This is a genomic window from Streptomyces sp. 3330, from assembly GCF_031456635.1.
Classification (GTDB): Bacteria; Actinomycetota; Actinomycetes; order Streptomycetales; family Streptomycetaceae; genus Streptomyces.
The window spans coordinates 445,153-461,532 of record NZ_JAVDVA010000002.1; the positions used below are offsets into that span (position 1 = coordinate 445,153).

Genomic DNA, 16,380 nt, shown 5'->3' on the forward strand with positions numbered 1-16,380 from the left:
GGGATGGGGGACCGGCGGCCGGACGACATCCGGGTCCCGGCGGCGGCCATGGGCGGCGCCGTCACCCCCGCATGGGCGTGGGGCGGCTCCACCGGCCGCGGCGTACGGGTGTGCATCGTCGACAGCGGGGTGGAGTGCGGCCACCTCATGGTCGGGCGGGTGGCGTCGGCGCACGTGGTCGTCGAGGGGGACGACGGCCGCCCGCGTACGGTGCCCTCCGCCGCCGGCGACGTGTGCGGCCACGGGACCGCCTGCGCGGGGATCGTCCGCGAGGTCGCCCCCGACTGCGAGCTGCACAGCGTGCAGGTGCTCGGGGAAGGGTTCACCGGCACCGGCGACTTTCTGCTGGCCGGTCTGCGGTGGGCGGTGGAGCAGGGCTTCGACGTCATCAACATGAGCCTGTCGACCACCCACGAACGCTTCCTGCGCGAGCTGCACGACCTGGCCGACGAGGCGTACTTCCGCCGGTCCGTCATCGTCGCGTCGGCGCACAACAGCCCCGTGGTCAGCTTCCCCTGGCGGTTCAGCTCCGTCGTGTCGGTGGGAAGCCACCAGGAGGACGACACCGGACTGCACCTGTACAACCCGGCTCCACCGGTGGAGTTCTACGCCAAGGGCCAGGACGTGCGCGTGGCGTGGCTGGACAACTGCGTCACCCGCACGACGGGCAACAGCTTCGCCACCCCGCGCATCGCGGGACTGTGCGCGCTGATTCTGGCCAAGCACCCGGCCCTGACCGTCTTCCAGCTCAAGACGGTGCTCTACCTGACGTCGGCCAACGTCCGCGCGACGGACCCGGCCCACGGGACCGCGCCCACGCCCGACGCTCCCGTGACCGCCCCCGCACCCCCGCCCGGCACAGGCGCGGACCCCCTGGGCGACGGCCTGGTATCCGCGCACGGTGCCGGCCCGCAGGCCGCACCGGGGGACGACGGGCAGCGACCCGACGGCCGGCCCGGATCGCCCCCGCCCCCCGAAACCCCACCGGAGAGATGAGGTCCGCGGTGTCCCCGATTCTTCCTTCCGACGACACCCACGCGCTGCTGCAGTCCGTGGTCGACGTGGCCCGGGCCATCTTCGCCGCCGCCGCGAGCTCGGTGTTCCTGCTCGATGACACGGCCGGTGAACTGGTCTTCCAGGCCGTCTCCGGAGAGGGCGAGGACCTGCTCGTCGGCACCCGCTTCCCGGCCCACCGCGGCATCGCCGGCTGGGTGGCCTCGTCGGGCCAGGCGATGATCGCCGACGACCTGACGAAGACCCGGACCTTCGCCCGGGACCTCGCCGAGTCCACCGGCTACGTCCCCAACGCCCTGATGGCCGCGCCGCTGCTGTCGCAGCAGCGGGTCCTGGGCGTCCTGGAGGTGCTCGACCCCTCGCCCCGCCCCCGGGCGGGCCTCGAGGACCTCGACCTGCTCTCCCTGTTCGCCGGGCAGGCGGCCATCGCCCTGCGGGTCGCGGGCCGCTCCGCGCCCGGCGCCGGCACGACAGCCGGGGGCGCCACCGACGAGCAGCTGACGGACGCCTTCCGCGCCTTCCTGCGCGATCGCTCCCGCTGACCGCGAACCCGGCACGCACGCGACATGATCATGACAATCTGCGGTGACGGTGTCCGGGGCGGCAGCACGTCGTACGCCGCTCATGGGCCCGCCACCGGCGGCAGATCCGCGGCCGCCGGACCGGTCACCCGGCGCCCGAACTCATGGGTGAACCCGGACATGCCGTACGCGGCGATGTGGGCACTGACCTCCCCGGCGGGCGGCATCAGCAGATTGCACTCGTGCAACTCCTCCACCTCGGAGATCACCTGGTCGTACCGGAACGGCGGAGTGAGCGACGCCAGTCTCCGGTAGGCCAGTCGCTGCTGCTGCGGCAGATCGCGCCAGAACGCCTCGTACCGTTCCCGCAGCACGAGTTCACCGACCGCCATCTCGTCCAGCAGCGAAGGCGCCACGCTCAGCCGGTCGGCGTAGTCGGCGAGCCGCACATGGCGCAGAGAATCGAGCTTCGCGGCGATGATCCGGATGGCCAGCGGAAGCCCCTCGCAGCACTGGACGATCCGTCGCGCCGACGCCTGGTCGCTCATCACCCGCCCGAACCCGACGATCCGGCCCAGCAGTTCGGTCGCCTCCGCCCCCTGGAACGGGGGAAGCTCCACCCGCGCCACCGCCTCCAGCCCGCTGAGCCGGTACCGGCTGGTCACGAGAGTGCAGCTGGCGCCGGACCCGGGCAGCAGCGCCAGGACGGTCTGCTGCCCCACGGCGTCGTCCAGCACGAGCAGAATCCGCCGGCCCGCCACCCAGGTCCGCCAACGGGCCAGGGCCTGCGCGACATTCTGCGTCCCGGGCAGGCCGACGCTGTCCAGCAGCGCCCGCAGCACCGACCCCAGCGAGCGGTTGCCCAGCTCGGTCATGATCAGCCCGTCCGGGAAGGCGTCGGCGAGCAGATGGGCCACATGGAGCGCCAACGCGGACTTGCCCACCCCCACCGGCCCGGACACGACCATCACCCCGCCCTCGCGGCGGGCGCGGAAGTACCCGAGCGCCCGCTGCACCTCGTCGGCACGGCCCACGAAGTCCGGCAGATCACGCGGCAGTTGATTGCCCGGCCCCGGACGGCGCTCGGGCGCGGGATCCTCCAGCAGGCGACGGTGCAGCGCCGCCAGCGCGGGCCCCGGTCTCACTCCCAGCTCCCGTGCCAACGCCCGCCGTACGGCGTCGAAGTGTGCCGCGGCCTCGCTCTGCCGGCCGGTCGCCGCGAGCGCCGTGATCCACGCGGCGGCGAGCCGCTCGCGCAGGAGATGACACGCGACGTGCTCCTGGAGCCGGTCCAGCACGAGCGGGTGGCGGGCACGGGCGTTCTCCAGCTCGGCCCATTCCTCGAGGGCCGACACCTGCATCTCCTGGAGCCGGTCGACCGCTGCGGTCAGATACGGCACGTCCCCGAACTCCCTCAGCGGCCTGCCCCGCCAGAGGTCGAGTGCCTCGACGAGCGCGTCGCACGCCGAGTCCGTGTCCCCGTCACGCGTGCGCCGCCTGCCGGTCCGGGCCAGCTCCTCGAACCGCAGCAGATCGCACTCCGACGGGTCGAGCCGGAGCAGATATCCGCCCGGTGTGTGGGTCAGCCGGCCGCCCAGCACGCGACGGAGACGGGAGACGTAGACCTGAAGGTTCTTTCTCGCGGTCCGCGGGGGCCGGCCGTCCCACAGGGCGTCGATGAGGCCGTCGACCGGTAACACGTTGTTGGCCTGACTGACGAGAATAGCCAGTAACAGACGCGGTTTCGGCCCGCCGAGATCGGCTGTCCCGCCCCCGTCGACCCGCACACGTATGTCCTCGAATGCAGTGATCAACCGATTCATGTATCGACATTGCCACAAGCTCTTCATCCTCGCAGGAGGGCCCGAACAGCAAGTTCCTGCTGTTTAGGCGCATGACCCGGCGCACGCCGCGACCGCTTCGGCCGCCGCGAAAAGGGCACCTGATTTGCGATGCTGCGACTGCGGAGCCGCGAAGGACGGACACGGACGCCACTTCGCCCGAATGCCGCATCAGGAATGAATGTGTCACTCACGTTTTGTCCCTGTCGGAATGCCGCATTCCCTCACCTCGACGCAGGGAACGGGCCCGAGGTCCCCCGGTGCTTCCCGCAGGCAAAGGCCCCGGGGAGGCCCCGAACTAGTGAGGTGACGGCAACCCTTGCCGGGGTGCTCGTCGTGCCGGGAGGCTATGCGGCCGGGTACGCGTCGCCGCGCACGAGGGACTGACGTACCTCCACCGCGGATCGACTCGCGGAACGCCGAACGGCTGCCTGTTGATCGCTCGGCCACCCGCAGAGCACACACGTCCGGCCTCGAAGCATCCGATGCCCGTGGACCGCGACGCTCATGGAGCGAGGCGCCCGGGCCTCCTCGCGATGCTCTCCCCCGCGAGCGGGCCGAAGGCACCGGCGCACACTCGCGCGGAATTCGCCCTCAGAACCCGCGTCCGCGGTTCAGGTGTTGTCCGATCGTTCGGGGTGTCCGCCCGTGGCGAAGCGTGCCTGCACACCAGGCCGGTCGAGGAGTCGGCTCGGGTAGCCGGGCCCGGTTCGTACGGTGACGTCTTGATGGTGCAGTGGTTCACCGCATGAGGAGCAGACGACCTTCGCCTGGGTGTCGTGGTCGCACGAGGTGTGGTGCATGGCCACGGGGATGCCGGCGTCATCGGTCAGCCACCGAACGCAGGCAGTGATGCCGCCGCCATCCGCACCCGCGCCCGCTATGACGATGCCACCAAGGAATGGGTCCTGAACGGCACCAAGACCTGGGCCACCAACGGAGGCATCGCGAACATCCACGTCGTCAACGCCCTTACCGACCCCGCCCTCGGCGCCCGCGGCCACGCACTGTTCCTCATCCCGCCCGGCACCCGAGGACTCAGCCAGGGCCAGAAGTTCTCCAAGCACGGCCTGCGCGCCTCCCACACCGCCGAGGTCATCCTTGACGAGGTACGCATCCCCGCCGACCTGGTGCTCGGAGGCAAGGACGCGCTCGACCAGCGCCTGGCCGCAGCCCGTGAAGGGAGCCGTGTCCGCGTCCCGGCCGCCATGGCCACCTTCGAGCTCACCTTCACCATCTACGAAGGCACCGGCGAGATCCAGCGCCTGGCCATCAGCCGCGCGCTCTCCGGCCGCCGCATCCGCTGACCGCCCCGTGACGGCCCATCGCCGAGCGCTCCGGTGCTGCGGCTGACGCAAGGCGTCAAGAACGTGCTCGGCGGCATCACCACCGGCTTGTTCCACCGGCCCGAGCCCGGCGACGTCACCGGGCGCGGGCCGGTCGGCGCACTGCGCCAGGCGTCGCGCGGTGCCGGACGTTCCTCCGCGACCGATCGGGCGCCATCCGCCTCCTTCCGCCTCGGGCGCGGTGCGCCGGCGCCGACGGGTCCTCCGAGCTAACCGGGATCGGGTTCGTCGTGGATGGTCAATGCTCCGGCGAGGTCGAGGTCTGCCACGGTGCCTTGTGCCCCGGCGCGGACCAGCAGCACCGCACCGAGCGCGGTGCTCCAGAACGTCCTTGCTTCCACGTCGAGCGGTCGACGCGCCCTCCAGCCGCGACTGTCGATGACCTGCTCCACGAAGCGCTCGGATTGCCGGAACAGCAACTGGAGGTGCTGATCGACCACGGGGGCCAGTTCGGGCTTGGAGATCCCGGCGGCGAGGGCTCGCGTGACGGACGGAAGCGAGGGCATGGCCAGGACGGCGCGGGCGATGTTGCGCCGAAATGTCGTCGCGTCGGGGGCTTGGCGGCCGATGCGCTCGATCCGTCGGGCATCGTGCAGCAAGCCGAGAAAGGCGGCGTGCACGAGGAGTGAGTCCTTGGAGCCGAAGTAGTAGGTGACCTGGTTGGGGAAGGCGCCCGCCGCGTTCGCGATCTCCGCGACGCTCACCTCGGCGCCGGGCCGTTCCCTGCAGAGCCGTTCAGTCGCCTCGATCAGCCGGTGCCTCGTCGCGTGACCGCGGTCACGCGACCGAGCCGACGTTGATCGCGCTTCCGTTCGCTTCTTCTCCACGCCGAGATTGTATGTGATACAACAAAGGTGTTTACTTGTATCGCATACAAGAAAGGTCGAGGAGCATGCACCGGACTGAAGTCGTCGTCACCGGACTCGGCGCGATCACCCCCCTCGGGGCGGATGCGGCGGCCACCTGGGACGCGCTGCTCGCCGGAGAGTCCGGCATCCGCGGCGTCCTGGGCGACCACGAAGACGCCGACCTTCCCGGCACTGTCGCGGGGACGATGGCGATCGACCCCGCCGAGTTGCTGCTGCCGGTGCAGGCGAGGCGGCTCGACCGCTCGCAGCAGGCGGCCCTGGCCGCAGCTGCCGAAGCCTGGGCCGATGCCGGGGCGCCAACGGTGGACCCGGACCGGCTCGCAACGGCGATCGGCACAGGCATCGGGGGCGTACGGACGCTGTTGAAGGAAGACGACGTACTGGAGTCGGCAGGGACACGGCGCGTCTCGCCACGCACGGTCCCGATGCTCATGCCCAACGCGGCGGCGGCGCTGATCAGCATCGAATACGGTGCACGCGCCGGCGTCTACACACCTGTCTCGGCGTGCTCTTCCGGTGCCGAGGCGATCGCGCTGGGAGCCAGGCTCATCCGTGCCGGCGAGGTGGACGTGGTGATCACGGGCGGGACCGAGGCCGCGATCACACCGATCACCGTCGCCGGCTTCGCCCAGGCGCAGGCACTTTCGCGGTATACCGTCGAACCCGCTTCAGCGTCCCGGCCGTTCGCCGCGGACCGCAGCGGATTCGTCCTCGGGGAAGGCGCGGCCGTCGTGGTGCTGGAAAGCGCCGAGCATGCCGACGCCCGGGGCGCGCACGTCCACGCGGTGCTCGCCGGTGCCGGCATCGCCGCCGACGCTCACCACATCACGGCGCCCGCTGCCGACGGCTCCGGTCAGATCTCCGCCATGCGGAAGGCCCTCGCGCAAGCCGGTCTGGCTCCCGCGCAGATCAGCCACATCAACGCCCATGCCACCGGGACTCCGGTCGGCGACGTTGCCGAGGCGCACGCGATCAGGGAGGTTTTCGGTCGCGCCACGGTGACAGCCCCGAAGGCGGCGCTCGGTCATCTCTTCGGCGCCGCCGGCGCCATCGAAGCACTCATCGCCATCCTCAGTGTCGAGCACGGTGTCATCCCGCCGACCCGTAACCTCACGGCGGCCGGCGTCGGTCCCGACATCGATCTGGATGTCGTCGCAGAGCGACGAGACGTCCCCCAGGAGGCCGTGCTCAGCAATTCCTTCGGATTCGGTGGACAGAACGTCTCGCTCATCGTCACCGGCGCACGGCGCCGGGCGTCCCGTACCGTCTCGACGGCACCATGACCCCTGCGAGCGTGCCGGCCGGACCTGCCCGCACGCCGGACAGCGGGAGCACGCCACGGACGGGCGCCGGCGAACCCCAGGAGCAGAACATCGACGACGTGACGGGCCGCCCGAAGCGGACCCGGTGACGTCCAGCCGCATCCTTGGCCCCGGCAGTTGCACGCGGTCGCGACGCCCGCGCTCGGCACATAGTCCTTGCTCCCTCTGCGATTTCGTCCGTCCTGCACGCCGTCCTCACCACCGCGGGCGGGCCGCGGGAAGCGGTTCCCCACGAGCAGCTCCTCCAGTTCTTCCAGGGGGAGCGCCGGGCAGGTGTCGTGGACCGGCACGTTCATCGCGGGGCTCGGCGAACGGCTCCCGGTCCCGAACGGCACACCGTCCCGGGCCAGAGCAATTCCCTGAGGTCCGGCCAGGACCCGGACCGAACGGGAGGCGAGAAGGAGCGCCCGCAGCGGGCCGCTTGTCCCGACGGCCGTTGGTGAGAGCGGCCGTCGGTGAGTCCGGCCGGGGGCGGCACCCGCGGGTCGGGGCCGGGTGGGAGCCGACGCGGCACCGGTTCCCCGGCGGAAGCCGCCGTGGACCGCCCATCCGTAGGGGGCCCCGGCTTCCGGGCACGTCGGGTCGGCGGGTTATCGTCCCGCTGCTTGTCCCTTTTTTTCACAGGAGCCTCATGCGCCTCAAACAGGTCTCCCTGGTCGCGACCCTCACGGTCGTGGCCGGCCTGACCACCGCCACCGTCGGACTGGCCGGCTCCGCGGTGTCCCCCGACGGCACGGTCGCGCTGCCGCTGTCCGGTTACGGACACCTGGTGGTCGACCCCGCTCACCAGCACGTCTTCGTCAGCCAGGGCGCCGGCTCGACCGGCATCGTGGTGACCGACCTGTCCGGCGCCCCGATCACCACCGTCGCGGGGGAGCAGGGCGCCACCGGTCTGGCGCTGTCGCCCGACGGCGGCACCCTGTACGCGGCGCTGGCGGACGGCAGCGCGATCGCCGCGATCGACACGGCGACGCTCACCGAGACCGCCCGCTGGTCCACCGGCGCGGGCAGCTCTCCCGTCTCCGTCGCGGTGGCGGGCGGCCGCGTCTGGTACGGCTACACGGCCGACGGCAAGGGCGGCATCGGCTCGGTCGACCCGTCCGCGCCCGCACCGGCAGCGATACCGCAGCCTGCCCTGTCGCAGTGGACGACCGCACCCCTGCTCGCCACGGGCGGCGACGTGCTCGCGGCCGAGGAGCCGCAGGGCAACCTCAGCCACGTCGCGACCTTCGGCGTCGCTTCGGGAACGGCGTCGGTCAAGGCGGACACCCTCGTCCTCGGCGGCACGGCGACCGGGCTCGCGGTCACCGGCGACGGCACGCGGGTGCTGCTGGCCGCCCCGCAGCAGCTCGCCCTGCGGGCGTACCGCAGCACGGACCTCGCGGCCGCGGACCCCGCCGTGTACTTCACCGGCGGCTCCGGTTCCGCGCCCGGCTCTGTGGCCGTCGACACCGACGGCACGGTCGCCGTCGCCGGCGCTTCCGGCGTCTACCTCTACGCCGGCACGAACGCCCTCGCCGAGAACCACCTCACCCTGCCGTCCGGCACGGTCGCCCCGGACGGCCTGGAGTGGGGCGCCGACGGCACGACCCTCTACGCCGTCACCAAGAACTCCTCGGGCGCCTACAGCCTGAACGTGCTGGGCGCCCCGAAGCTGACGGACAGTGAACTCGCCCTGCAGCACCCGCAGTACGCGGTGCCGACCCAGCGGTACACGGTCAGTGGTTCCCTGAGCACCCGCGGCCTCCTTCCGGCCGGCGCCGCGCTGAAGGTCTCCCGCGACGGCACCGCCCTGCCCGACACCACACTCGGCGCGGACGGCACGTTCACGTTCACCGACCTGCGGCAGGACGAGGGCGCATACACCTACCAGGTGGCGTACGCCGGTGACGCCACCCACCGCCCCGCGACGGCCTCACTGCTCGTGCACGTGGCGAAGCTGCCGACCGATGTCGTGGGCACCGACATCACCTCGGCGAACCCCGGCTCGGTCGTCCTCAGCGGACGCCTCATGGCCCAGCTCGGCCTGGGCACCTTCCCGCAGGGGACCACCGTCCAGGTGGCCCGGCGCGACGAGAGCACCCAGCAGAGCGTGCCGCTGGGATCCGTGCCCGTGGACCCGGCCACCCTCCGGTTCACCGTCACCGACGCCCCGGGCGCCGCCGGCTCGTTCACCTACCTGTTCACGTACGCCGGGGACGCCACCCATCAGCCGTCCGAGAGCGGCATGGGCATCATGGTCGCCCCGTACGCCCCGGCGCTGACGCTGAGCGCCCCGGCGACCGCCGTCCGAGGGTCGGCCCTGTCCTTCGGCGGCAAGCTCGGTGACGGCCCTTACGCCGCGGGCCGGACGGTCACCGTCTCCCGCAAGGACGCCGCCCACAGCACCCCGGTGGCCTGGACCACGCCGGTGGCCGCCGACGGCACCATCACGGTGAAGGACACCCCCGACATCGGCGGCGCCAACACCTACACGGTCACCTACCCGGGGGACGCCTCCCACAAGGCGGCCACCGCGGTCGCCACCGTCCAGGTGTCCCGCGCGGCGACCGCCCTGACCGTCGCCGGCAGCGCGCCCTCGTACGCGTACGGCGCGACGGCCACCGTCACCGCGCACCTGGGCACCACGTACAACGGCCGCACGGTGTCGATCTACGCCACGCCCTACGGCGGCGCGAAGACCCTGGTCACGACGGGCGCCGTGGACGCCAACGGCAACCTGAGGACCACCTACAAGGTCACCCGCAACACCACCTTCACCGCGTCCTTCGCGGGCGACTACCGCTACGCCCCCGCGACGGCCACCCGCGCCGTCAACGGCTATGTGAAGATCGCGACGGCGCTCAGCGGCTACTACACGAGCACCACGTACAGCGGGACCACCTACCGGGTCTTCCACAAGACGGTGAAACCCACGGTGACCGCGACCGTCACACCCGGCAAGGCCGGCCAGTGCGAGCGCTTCCAGGTCCAGCGGTACTACAGCTCCGCCTGGCACACGATCACCACGTCGGGCTGCTACGCCCTGTCGTCGACGAGCAGCGCGAAGGCCCAGCTCAGCCTCACCAACGCGCTCAACCAGAAGTTCCGCGTCCGTTCCGAGTACGAGCGCTCCACGAAGGACCTCAGCCACGTGAGCACGTGGGGAGGCTGGCTCTACTTCGTCGTGCGCACCTGAAGAGCGTGACCGGGCCGGAGCCGCCGGGACGACGCCGAGCTGTTCTGAACGCATGTGCCGTTCCCGTGGGGGTAGTGGGTCGTGGTCATCCTGACCGGGTGACTTCCGACCAGGGGGTATCTCTCGTGAAGGCAACAACACGCGGTTCAGGTAGGAGACTTGGCGTCGTCTGCGCCGCCGCCGTCACGCTGTTGACGTTCACCGGTTCGCCGCAGGCGGCGTCGCCGGTGCCGGGGCGGACCGCTACCGCGGCCGAGTTGACGGACGCGACGCTCGGCTACCGTGCCGACAGCCGGGCCGACAGCTTCGTCGCGGGGGCCACGGCGGCCCCGCCGTACAAGGAGCTGTGGTCCCGGGACTTCGGGACTGTCGTGTCGGCGCCCGTCGCGGTGGGCGACAAGGTGTATGCCGTCGTCAATGCGGACGACGGCACCGAGGGCGGCCCGCGCATGATGCTCGTGGGCGTCCGGGCCGCCACCGGCGAGGACCTGTGGCCGGCCGTCTCCCTGGAGCAGAACGAGCCCCAGGCCGGGGTGTCGTACGGGGGCGGCCTGCTCTACACGCAGACGTTGCGCGGCACGATCGCCGCTTGGGACCCGGCCACGGGACAGCAGAAGTGGTCGGTGACCCTCGACTCGGCCTCCATGCGGTACCCGCCCGTCTGGTACGACGGCCTGCTCTACCTCCAGGACGGCCGCGGCACGGCGCTGGCGCTGCGCGCCGACACCGGCGCCCAGGTGTGGACGGCCCCCCTCTCGGAGTACTCCTGGGCCCCGACCGTCGTCGACGCCTCCGGCGTGTGGATCGGCTTCGACGGCGTCGCCTGGCACCACCTCGACCTCAAGACCGGCGCCGAACTGCACCGCTTCGAGGTTCCCGACGTCTCGGGGGCCTACGGCAACCCCGTCGTGCTGGGCGCCGGCGCCGCCTGGATGCGCAGCAGCGACAGCGACGACGAGACGGTCACCGCCTACGACCAGAAGACCGGAGCGGCCGTGCGGAAGCTGCCCGCGGACGCCACTCCGGTCTTCGGCCCGGGCCGCGTGTACGTCGCCCACCACGGCAAGGTCAGGGCGCTCAGCACCAGCACGTACAAGGCCGCCTGGACCTACACCAGTTCCGTGAACGCGGCCACCGTGCGTCTGGTGGCCAACGGCTACGTGTACGTGGAGGACGCCGACGGACGCCTGGTCGTGCTCGATCAGAAGACCGGGGTCGTCGCGTGGTCCTACCGCCGTTACCCCACGCCGCCGCCCATGTCGAACATCGTCGCCGAGGACGACTGGCGCGGTGTCGTCGTCCCCGGCATCGCCACGTCCAAGGCCCGGCTCTTCGTGCCCGGAGCCGAAGGCACCCTGATCGCCTTCGGCGGGGAATAGGGCGGCGCGCTTGCCGGGGTCCTCATGCAGGGTCACCGTGAGCTGAGCCCGGCCGCGTGGCGCGTGCGGACGTCGGGGCGGGTGCCGCCCCGACGTCCGCACCCGCCTCACCGCACCGGCGACAGACGAGTGGGGCCGCCGGAGCGGCTGGGAGCGAGTGGGGCGGGGGGAGGTCAGTGAGCACTGGCGGCGCGGCGGATCGCGTCGAGTGTGCGGGTCACGTCGGAGTCGGTCGTCGACCAATTGCTCACCGAGATGCGCATGACACGTCGGCCGTGCCAGGTGGAGCCGCTGATCCATGCTGTGCCGTCGTCGAGGAGCCGGGCGAGGACCCGGTCGGTGCGTTCGTCGTCGCCGAACGCGGCGCAGACCTGGGTGAAGACGACATCGTTGAGGACCGTGGCGCCGTCGATCCGGGCGATGCCCTCGGAGAAGGAAGAGGCGTGGCGGCACAGCCGGTCCATGAGGTCGGCGACGCCTGATCGGCCGAGGGAGCGCAGCGCGGCCCACACGGTGAAGGCGCGTCCGCGGCGCGAGAGTTCGGGGACCTTGTCGGTGGGGTCGCCCTGATGGTCGTGGATGAGGTAGTCGCTGTGCAGGGCCATCGCCGCCCGGAGCGCGGACGGATCGCGTACGACGGCGAGGCCGCAGTCATAGGGGACGTTGAGAGTCTTGTGGGCGTCCGTCGCCCAGGAGTCGGCCGCCGCGCAGCCCGTCGTCAAGTGCGCGTGGCCGGTGGAGGCGGCGGCCCACAGTCCGAAGGCGCCGTCGACGTGGATCCACGCGTCTGCCTCGCGGGCGGCGCGAATGGTCTCGACGAAGGGGTCGAAGGCACCGGAATGGATGTCGCCGGCCTGGAGGATCACGATCGTCGGGCCGGCCGGTCCACGGGCTCCGAGGGTGCGCCGCAGGGCGTCGGGTTCGATGCGTCCCTGCGCGTCCGCTGCGACGAGGTCGGGTTGCCCGAGACCCAGGTAGCGCAGCGCCAGGTCGATGGCCATGTGGCGGTCTTGACCGGCGACGACGTGCACAGCCGGTCCTGCGGTGAGTCCGTTCCGGGCGACGTTCCATCCGGCGCGCCGCATCACGGCGTCGCGTGCGGCGGCGAGGCAGGTGAAGTTGGCCATCGTGGCGCCCGTGGTGAAGCCGACCGCGCTGTCGCCCGGCAGGCCGAGCAGTTCGAGCAGCCACGCGCCGGCGATCTCTTCGGCCGCCGCGTACGCGGGTGAGACGGCGCGCATGACGCAGTTCTGGTCCCAGGCACTGGTCAGCCAGTCCGAGGCGAGGGCGGCTGGTTCGGCGCCGCCGACCACGAATCCGTAGAAGCGGCCGCTGGGAAACGCGGTGAGTCCGGGTTCGCAGGCCGTGGCCAGGAGGTCGACGACGTCGGCGGGGGCGCTGGGTTCGTCGGGCAGGTCGGGTCCGAGCGCGCGCATGATCTCCTCGACCGATGCGCGAGCCGGAATCGGGCGTTCGGAGAGGCTCGCCAGCCAGCGTACGGCGTGGCCGTGCGCCTGTCGGAGCGCCCTTTCGCGCGCGTCCATACTCCGGACTATGAGACAGCCCCCGCCGGCGTGCAAGCCGTACCCGCGTGATGTACGGGTGGCGTGGCCGGCGGGGTGCCATCGCACGCTGCCGAGCGACGAGCGCGAGGCCGCCGGTGCTGTGGGCAACGGGAGCGGCGAGTGCATGTCACGCGCGGCTGAGGGCCGCGCGCGGAGGCCCGAAGCCCAGAGGTCGGCACACCTCCTCACGGCGGCGCGCATCCCGCTTTTCGATCCGCAGCCGAGGCGCGGTGATCTCATCCGTCCGCTCGCCGGTTGCCGCGGGGCAGGCTCATAGGCCGAGGCGCCGCAGCGCGAGCGCGACGTGGCCCCGTAGGGAGCGGTCCCAACCCGGTAGGGCCCCGGCCACCTCGTCGGCGTCTGCGTGGACCAGGACGGTCAGTGCCTCCTCCGGCAGGGCCGTCGCTTGTCGGCGGGCCAGCGCGACTGCGGCGGTCACCCGCACCGCCTCGTCCGTGGCGGCCAGACATGCGGTCAGTGCCGCGACCTCGTCGGAGCCGGGAGGGCCGGGGAGAAACGCCAGGGCGAGATTCCCCGACGCCCGGGCGGCGTCCCTGTCGAATCCCACGGCGGCCAGTGCGGTGGCAAGTCCGGGGACCTCGGGGAACCAGGTCAGCAGCGCGGCCGCACGGCCGGCCAGGGCAGGCTCGGGATCCCGCAGCCAGGTCAGGAACGAGGGCGCGTGGCGCTCGGCCGCGCGGTAGGCGTCGGCGGCCCAGCGCAGGGCCACGCCATCGGCGACGTCGGCGATGGAATCAGGGTCCGGGTCCTCGTCCTCGAACAGCACGCGGAGCACCGCGGCCTCGTCCGACGGCTGGACCCGGTCGGCCCCGGCGAAGGCGCGCACGGGGTCGAAGGGCAGGACGTCGTCGCGCAGACCGCCGAGGGCGACAGCATGCAGCAGGTGCACGACTGTCGCCCGATCAGGTGTCGCGGGACAGTCCGCGAGCGCGACGAGGGGAGCCACCACATGAGCGCTCGCCGGCCACCGGGTGCCCTGGTGGTGGACGTTCCCGCTCAGCGCCGACACGGCCGCACCGCGAACCGCAGGATCGGTGCTGGACAACGCGGCCAGCTGGCCGGGGACGTCCTCCGCGGAGCCGTGGGCATGGTGGAGGCGGGCCCAGTCGGGCGAGGAGGAGCGACGCACAGGCCCGGACCCTACGCCGCCCCACGGTGGACCGGCCACGACGCCCCGCCCACATGCGTACCGCGGTCCGGGGCGCGCCAGGGCTCCATGAACGCGTCAGGCGTCCTCGGTGAGGAGCAGGAGCGTGCGCAGTAGTGCCAGGCGTTGGGCCTCGTCCAGTGGCGCGAAGAGCTCCTGCAGCGCACCGGCCATCAGTTGCTGGCCGGACTCGAGCGCGGAGCGCCCCGACTCGGTGAGGGTGTGTGCGAAGCGGCGCCCGCGACCTGCGGACCGAGTGATGAGTCCACGAGCGACGAGCCGGTTCGCCAGGGTGCCGAAGGACTGGTCGCTCTGGAACGTCGCGACGGCGAGTTCATGGCCGGAGGCGCCGGGCATGCGGTCGATGGCGCGCAGGGCGTCCCACTGCACGAGGCTGATGCCGATCTCGTGGAGGGCCGCATCGGCGGCGCGGTGATTCCGGTACTGCGCGCGCTTGATCGCGTGCCCGAGGGCTTCCAGGTCGGTCTTCATGGTGTCACGTTATCAACGTTCTTATATAAACATGTTGAGGCAGGGTCGCCACGGCCATCTCCTTCCCCGATGACCTTCCCCGTCGTCCGGGCCGGCGACCCCGCGGCGCGCACAGCGTTTGCTCAGCGGCGCGGGACGCTCATGAGCCCAGGCGGGTGCGCAGTCCCGGCTGGAGGAGGTCGCCGTGGGCGGTCACCATGTCGTCGCACAGGCGCCAGATGTCCTCGACGGGCAGGGCCGCGGCCGTGGCGGGGTCGGTCATCGCCGCATGCCTGATGTGCCGCGGTTCGTCCTCGACGGCGGCCCGCACCACGAGGTCGTTCGCGCTCAGGTAGGTGCGATTGAGTGCCGCCAGCTGGGGCGGCAGGGAGCCCACGCGCGTGGGCTGGACGCCGAGCGAGTCCACCAGGCACGGCACCTCGACGACGCCGTGCGCGGGCAGGTTGTCGATCAGCCCCTGATTGGGCACGTTGCCGTAGACCGTGCGCGGGGTACCGGTGACGGTGCTGTGGATGACCTGGGGTGCGTACTCCATGGTGCCCTCGACGGCGATCGGCGCCCCGGCGGTGAGCGCGTCACGGGTCTTCTCGTAGGCGTCCACGTTCTCGTCGACGATCTTGAGGTACTCGCCGATCGGCAGCCGCAGCCGCTCGATCTCACTGTCGTGGTGCAGGTACCAGGGAACGTACTCGGAGGAGTGCTCGCTGGTCTCGGTCGGGTAGTAGCCGAGCCTTCGGTACATGTCGACGCGGACCCTGCGGCGCAACTGTCCGTCGGAGGCGATCAGTTCGTCCAGCCTCGGGTAGAGGCTGCGTCCCTGGTGCTCGAAGCGCAGCACCCAGGCCTGGTGGTTGACGCCTGCCGCGTGGTAACTGATCTCCTCGTAGGGGACCTTGACCAGTTCGGCGAGGTCGCGCAGCGTCCAGTACACGGAGTGGCACAGGCCCACCACCCGGGTCAGGCCGGTGGCCTGTGTCAGGTACTGGACGTTCATGGCCATGGGGTTGGTGTAGTTCAGCAGCCAGGCCTGTGGGCAGACCTCGGTGATGTCCCGCCCCAACTCCTTCAGGAACGGGAAGGTGCGCAGGGCGCGGAAGATGCCGCCGATGCCGAGGGTGTCGCCGATGGTCTGGCGTACCCCGTGACGGGCCGGCACCTCGAAGTCGGTGCGGGTGGCCGGACCCATGCCGATCTGCACGATGTTGATGACGAAGTCCGCGTCCGCGAGGGCTTCGCGGCGATCGGTGTGCGCGGTGACCGTGGGAGCGGCTCCGAGGACGTCGGCGATACGGACGGCGGCTGCGTGGGCGGTGGCGAGGCGTTCGGTGTCGATGTCGTGCAACGCGACGTGCGCGGACTTCAGTTCACCGAACGCGAGGAGGTCGGCCAGCAGGCCCTGTGTGAAGACGACACTGCCGGCGCCGATGAAAACGATCTTGGGTGTGGTCATTCCGGGGTTTCCTCGGTCTCGGGAGGGCGGGTGCGACTTCGTCCCGCGTCGGGCTGTGCGAGGGTGCGGCCGGGAGTGCACGGGGACAGGGAATCGCCGCGGACCGTGGCGATGCGCGGAGTGTCCGGCGGGGGCACCCCGTCGAGCAGGGCGGCGTTGGAACCTGCGTCGGGTTTCCTCCGGCGCCCACCGGGCCGACCGGCACGACGGTCACCGCCGGGCCGGCATTCGGGTT

Annotated in this window: 10 protein-coding genes and 2 pseudogenes; 6 read left to right on the forward strand and 6 right to left on the reverse strand. The window is 71.7% G+C overall.

The window, feature by feature from the left end; translation table 11 throughout:
* Positions 1 to 3: 3 nt before the first annotated feature.
* Positions 4 to 813: pseudogene (locus tag J2X68_RS05435) on the forward strand (S8 family peptidase); the annotation flags it as partial.
* Between the two features lie 179 nt (positions 814 to 992).
* On the forward strand, positions 993 to 1,556 hold the full coding sequence (locus J2X68_RS05440) for a GAF domain-containing protein (protein WP_310431276.1): 564 nt from the start codon (positions 993 to 995) through the stop codon (positions 1,554 to 1,556).
* Positions 1,557 to 1,636: 80 nt separating this feature from the next.
* Here J2X68_RS05440 and J2X68_RS05445 read toward each other — a convergent pair whose 3' ends face one another.
* Complete coding sequence (locus J2X68_RS05445; protein WP_310431277.1) at positions 1,637 to 3,385, reverse strand: BTAD domain-containing putative transcriptional regulator; 1,749 nt, start codon at positions 3,383 to 3,385, stop codon at positions 1,637 to 1,639.
* A gap of 827 nt (positions 3,386 to 4,212) precedes the next feature.
* On the opposite strand from J2X68_RS05445, the pseudogene J2X68_RS05450 reads away from it, so the two are divergent.
* Positions 4,213 to 4,599 (forward strand): annotated as a pseudogene (locus tag J2X68_RS05450) (acyl-CoA dehydrogenase family protein); the annotation flags it as partial.
* A gap of 332 nt (positions 4,600 to 4,931) precedes the next feature.
* Here the strand turns inward: J2X68_RS05450 and J2X68_RS05455 are convergent.
* Positions 4,932 to 5,549, reverse strand: a complete 618-nt coding sequence (locus J2X68_RS05455) for a TetR/AcrR family transcriptional regulator C-terminal domain-containing protein (protein WP_310431278.1) — start codon at positions 5,547 to 5,549, stop codon at positions 4,932 to 4,934.
* A 65-nt stretch (positions 5,550 to 5,614) separates the two neighbouring features.
* Here J2X68_RS05455 and J2X68_RS05460 point away from each other — a divergent pair, with 65 nt between their 5' ends.
* The 3 genes from J2X68_RS05460 (at position 5,615) to J2X68_RS05470 (ending at position 11,470) form a co-directional block, all read left to right on the forward strand.
* A complete protein-coding gene (locus J2X68_RS05460) occupies positions 5,615 to 6,874 on the forward strand; it encodes a beta-ketoacyl-[acyl-carrier-protein] synthase family protein (RefSeq protein ID WP_310431279.1) in 1,260 nt (419 codons plus the stop codon).
* 670 nt (positions 6,875 to 7,544) lie between these two features.
* Entirely contained in the window at positions 7,545 to 10,091 is a 2,547-nt protein-coding gene (locus J2X68_RS05465; protein ID WP_310431280.1) for a hypothetical protein, read from the forward strand.
* Positions 10,092 to 10,348: 257 nt separating this feature from the next.
* Positions 10,349 to 11,470: a PQQ-binding-like beta-propeller repeat protein gene (locus tag J2X68_RS05470; RefSeq protein ID WP_310431281.1), complete on the forward strand. Its 1,122-nt coding sequence runs from the start codon at positions 10,349 to 10,351 to the stop codon at positions 11,468 to 11,470.
* A 173-nt stretch (positions 11,471 to 11,643) separates the two neighbouring features.
* Here J2X68_RS05470 and J2X68_RS05475 read toward each other — a convergent pair whose 3' ends face one another.
* The 4 genes from J2X68_RS05475 to J2X68_RS05490 all read right to left on the reverse strand — a co-directional run bounded on the left by J2X68_RS05475 (position 11,644) and on the right by J2X68_RS05490 (position 16,145).
* Positions 11,644 to 13,014 (reverse strand): pyridoxal-dependent decarboxylase, encoded by a 1,371-nt coding sequence (locus J2X68_RS05475; RefSeq protein WP_310431282.1) that lies wholly within the window; start codon positions 13,012 to 13,014, stop codon positions 11,644 to 11,646.
* A gap of 292 nt (positions 13,015 to 13,306) precedes the next feature.
* Positions 13,307 to 14,185, reverse strand: a complete 879-nt coding sequence (locus J2X68_RS05480) for a hypothetical protein (protein WP_310431283.1) — start codon at positions 14,183 to 14,185, stop codon at positions 13,307 to 13,309.
* Positions 14,186 to 14,281: 96 nt separating this feature from the next.
* Complete coding sequence (locus J2X68_RS05485; RefSeq protein ID WP_310431284.1) at positions 14,282 to 14,695, reverse strand: MarR family transcriptional regulator; 414 nt, start codon at positions 14,693 to 14,695, stop codon at positions 14,282 to 14,284.
* A gap of 139 nt (positions 14,696 to 14,834) precedes the next feature.
* The gene (locus tag J2X68_RS05490) at positions 14,835 to 16,145 is read right to left on the reverse strand and encodes an alpha-glucosidase/alpha-galactosidase (protein ID WP_310431285.1); all 1,311 of its coding nucleotides are present in this window, start codon (positions 16,143 to 16,145) and stop codon (positions 14,835 to 14,837) included.
* Positions 16,146 to 16,380: the final 235 nt, after the last annotated feature.

Excerpts from the sequence above, each read along its gene's own strand:
- J2X68_RS05440 (WP_310431276.1), top strand. The coding sequence starts at position 993 with ATGAGGTCCGCGGTGTCCCCGATTCTTCCTTCCGACGACACCCACGCG.
- J2X68_RS05475 (WP_310431282.1), bottom strand. The coding sequence starts at position 13,014 with ATGGACGCGCGCGAAAGGGCGCTCCGACAGGCGCACGGCCACGCCGTA.
- J2X68_RS05465 (WP_310431280.1), top strand. The coding sequence starts at position 7,545 with ATGCGCCTCAAACAGGTCTCCCTGGTCGCGACCCTCACGGTCGTGGCC.
- J2X68_RS05490 (WP_310431285.1), bottom strand. The coding sequence starts at position 16,145 with ATGACCACACCCAAGATCGTTTTCATCGGCGCCGGCAGTGTCGTCTTC.
- J2X68_RS05460 (WP_310431279.1), top strand. The coding sequence starts at position 5,615 with ATGCACCGGACTGAAGTCGTCGTCACCGGACTCGGCGCGATCACCCCC.
- J2X68_RS05445 (WP_310431277.1), bottom strand. The coding sequence starts at position 3,385 with ATGAAGAGCTTGTGGCAATGTCGATACATGAATCGGTTGATCACTGCA.
- J2X68_RS05485 (WP_310431284.1), bottom strand. The coding sequence starts at position 14,695 with ATGAAGACCGACCTGGAAGCCCTCGGGCACGCGATCAAGCGCGCGCAG.